The organism is Mesorhizobium silamurunense, from assembly GCF_014843825.1.
Taxonomy (GTDB): domain Bacteria; phylum Pseudomonadota; class Alphaproteobacteria; order Rhizobiales; family Rhizobiaceae; genus Mesorhizobium; species Mesorhizobium silamurunense.
Map to the genome: position 1 here is coordinate 1 of NZ_JHQR01000325.1, position 3131 is coordinate 3131.

Below are 3131 nucleotides of genomic sequence, written 5' to 3' on the forward strand. Positions count from 1 at the left end.
CGGCGCCCGTCACCTGCCGTCCGGTGCCGGTGCCGAGCAGCACCGCGGCCAGCGCGCCGGCGGCGAGCGGATTGTCCTTCGCCATCTGCACCGCCTGCCCCGCCTTGTCGCGAACGGTCGATCCCGTGCCGGGAATTTGCGAACCGAGAAGGTCGTCGAGCAGCTTCTTGGGGTCGAGCATCAATGCCTCCAGAATTGGCCCGGCCGAATGCGCCCGGGCGGGTTTCGGACCGGCAAGACGTAGGCCCCGTGCGTTGACATTACAATGACGGACGGATGTTTTAGCCCGCTGCCGGCATTGGGGCGGAAGCCCAGGTGTCGAACGCAACCGGCACTTCGACTAAGATCGCGGACAGTTTTCGAAGGGGCAATTTCAATGTCGGACGCAGCAAGCCGCGAACCGGCGCGCGATCCCCAGGATCTCGAGCGCATGCTGATCGAGCGGCAATGGGCCGGCGATATCGAGGGCATGCTGGCGCTTTTCGAGCCGGACGCCGTCGTCGACAGCGGTGCAGGCGAATTGACCCGCGGCCGGGAAGCAATCTGCGGGCTCTTCGAGAAAAGTTTCGCCACAGGTCTCAAATTCCAGCGTGGCGAGCGACGCCCTGCCCTCGTCAACGGCAATCTGGCGCTCACATCGACGAAGCTGCCCGATGGCGGCATAACGACCGAGGTCGCCCGCCGTCAGAACGACGGGACGTGGCTCTGGGTGATCGACCGCTATTCGGTGACCTGAGCTTCCAACAACACGCCTCAGCTTCCGATGTGGCGCCTGGTGCCCCGCGCCTGCGCCAGTTCCACCTGGCGGTGACGCTCGGCATAGCGGGCGCGGTCCTCGTCCGAACGCGCCTCGGAGCAACGCGGGCACGAAACGCCAGCCGTGTATTTCGGCGAGAGCCGGTCTTCAACGGTCAGCGGATGCCGGCAGGCGCGGCAGAGCTCGGCTTCACCTTCGGCCAGCCCATGCGACACCGATACCCGCTCGTCGAAGACGAAGCATTCGCCCTGCCACAGGCTCTCTTCGGCCGGCACCTCTTCGAGATATTTCAGGATGCCGCCTTTGAGATGGAAGACGTGCTTGAAGCCCAGCGACTTCACATAAGCCGTCGCCTTCTCGCAGCGGATGCCGCCGGTGCAGAACATCGCCACCTTGCGGCCTTCGAGCTCGTCGCGGTGCTGCTCGACCCAGGCCGGAAATTCGCGAAAGCTGGCGGTTCGCGGATCGACCGCGCCTTTGAAGGTGCCGATCGACACTTCATAGGCGTTACGCGTGTCGATCACCAACGTGTCGGCATCCGAGATCAGCGCATTCCAATCGGCCGGCGCGACATAGGTGCCGGCGCTGGTCGCCGGATCGAGATCGTCGACGCCCATGGTGACGATCTCGCGTTTCAACCGCACCTTCATGCGGTGGAACGGCATGTCGGCGGCGCTGCTGTATTTCACCTCCATCCCGGCCAGCCCTTCGATTGCCTGGAGGTGGTCGATCAAGGCGGCGAGCGCTTCCTCGCTGCCGGCCACCGTGCCGTTGATGCCCTCATGCGCCAGAAGCAGCGTGCCCTTGATGCCGCGTCCGCAACAGAAGGCGGCGATCGGCGCGCGCAAAGCCTCGTACCCGTCGAGCCGCGTGAATTTGTAAAGCGCGGCGACGCGGACTGGCTGAATTTCTCTGCTTGTTGTCATGGCTATGCCACTAGACCGTGGTGAAAGCGGTTTCAAGGCGGAGGAAATTCGGGCCGGTGCTGCGATCCCTGCGTGACATCGCGACACGCCTGCCTTCGTGGACTTGGGATACCCCTTCTGCTAATCGGTTGAAATCGATCGGAACGGAGAGACAAGCCAATGACCAGCAAGACCGAAAAGCTCCTGTCACTCCTCAACGGCCAGCCAGTCATCCCGGTGCTCAAGATCGCCAATGTCGCTGACGCCGTGCCGCTCGCCCGCGCGCTTTCGCGCGGCGGCCTGCCGGCGATCGAGATCACGCTGCGCACCGCCGACGCGCTGGAAGCGATCCGCCGCGTCGCGGCCGAGGTCGAGGACGCAATCGTTGGCGCCGGCACCATTCTCGATGTGAAGCAATTCGACGAGGCAGCAGCCGCCGGCTCGAAATTCATCGTCAGCCCCGGTATTACGAGCCAGCTCCTGGACGCGGCGAAGGACAGCCCGGTGCCGCTGCTGCCCGGCGCCATCACGCCCGGCGAAATAATGGCCGCCCGCGAAGCGGGCCTGCGTTTCCTGAAGTTCTTCCCGGCCGAGCAGTCGGGCGGCATCGCTTCATTGAAGGCCTTTGCCTCGCCGCTCGCCGACGTGAAGTTTTGCCCGACCGGCGGCATAACGGCCAAGAACGCCGCCGACTATCTCAACCTGCCCAATGTGATCTGCGTCGGCGGCTCCTGGGTCGCTCCCGACGATCTCATCAAGGCCGGCAAATGGGATGAGATCGAAGCGCTGGCGCGTGAGGCGAGTAAGCTCGTCAAATAGTTCGCCCAAGGCACCGGACCGTTCTGATCGAAATAGCCACCGGTCGGCCCGCCAAAATCGAGCATGGCGAGGCGCACGACGATCTCGGCCGCCGGCGGTGAGCTCTATTTCCATTGAGATCCGTCGCTGTAACCGGGAGCGGCGCGCGGCGCACGCCCCCTGGCGAAGGTCACCGTGATGGCATTGAGCGCCGTCTTTGAGCTGCCATAGGCCATGACAAGCCGGAAACTGCGGCGGCCGACTGGTTCCCGCTCATGGATTCGAACCACGATTCACGCCTTCAAAGGGCGCTGTCCTACCATTAGACGAAGCGGGAGATCGGGAGGTCAAGGCAAGCACGCATGAGAGGCAAAAACCGCGCTGTTGTCCAGCGCGGCTTTTGCGGTACAGGCTCGCTATTTCGTCTGGAAGCGGGCGACCGAAAGGAACTTCACGGCGTTACCGGTAAACCGGCTGGCGTCCGGCACCTGGGGATCCGTCTGGAATCCGGCCGTGTAGACCTCGCTCGGCGGCGTGTGCACGATGTTATACGCATAGCGCGGCGCCGTCGTCGGATCGGAAACGGCGGCGATGTTCTCGCCGCTGCCGAGCGCCCAGCGCGCTGCCTGCGGCGGCGCCGCCACCACCATCGCCTTCGGCTCAGGCCGCAT

3 protein-coding genes, 1 tRNA gene and 2 pseudogenes are annotated in these 3131 nt (G+C 64.5%); 2 read left to right on the forward strand and 4 right to left on the reverse strand.

Annotated features, from left to right (window positions below; genetic code table 11):
- Positions 1–181, reverse strand: a pseudogene (locus DH10_RS31280) (tellurite resistance TerB family protein); the annotation flags it as partial.
- Between the two features lie 195 nt (positions 182–376).
- Between DH10_RS31280 and DH10_RS31285 the strand changes: the two are divergent.
- On the forward strand, positions 377–736 hold the full coding sequence (locus DH10_RS31285) for a YybH family protein (RefSeq protein WP_192252437.1): 360 nt from the start codon (positions 377–379) through the stop codon (positions 734–736).
- Between the two features lie 17 nt (positions 737–753).
- Here DH10_RS31285 and trhO read toward each other — a convergent pair whose 3' ends face one another.
- Positions 754–1683, reverse strand: coding sequence for an oxygen-dependent tRNA uridine(34) hydroxylase TrhO (gene trhO, locus DH10_RS31290; protein ID WP_192385702.1), 930 nt, complete (start codon positions 1681–1683; stop codon positions 754–756).
- A 159-nt stretch (positions 1684–1842) separates the two neighbouring features.
- Between trhO and DH10_RS31295 the strand changes: the two genes are divergently transcribed.
- A complete protein-coding gene (locus tag DH10_RS31295; RefSeq protein ID WP_192252432.1) occupies positions 1843–2481 on the forward strand; it encodes a 2-dehydro-3-deoxy-phosphogluconate aldolase in 639 nt (212 codons plus the stop codon).
- 242 nt (positions 2482–2723) lie between these two features.
- On the opposite strand, the gene DH10_RS31300 is transcribed toward DH10_RS31295, so the two are convergent.
- A tRNA-Gln gene (locus DH10_RS31300) sits at positions 2724–2797 on the reverse strand.
- A gap of 79 nt (positions 2798–2876) precedes the next feature.
- Positions 2877–3131: pseudogene (locus tag DH10_RS31305) on the reverse strand (DUF882 domain-containing protein); the annotation flags it as partial.

What these genes read in the sequence shown, in the direction of transcription:
- DH10_RS31285 (WP_192252437.1), top strand. Translation starts at nt 377, where the DNA reads ATGTCGGACGCAGCAAGCCGCGAACCGGCGCGCGATCCCCAGGATCTC.
- trhO (WP_192385702.1), bottom strand. Translation starts at nt 1,683, where the DNA reads ATGACAACAAGCAGAGAAATTCAGCCAGTCCGCGTCGCCGCGCTTTAC.
- DH10_RS31295 (WP_192252432.1), top strand. Translation starts at nt 1,843, where the DNA reads ATGACCAGCAAGACCGAAAAGCTCCTGTCACTCCTCAACGGCCAGCCA.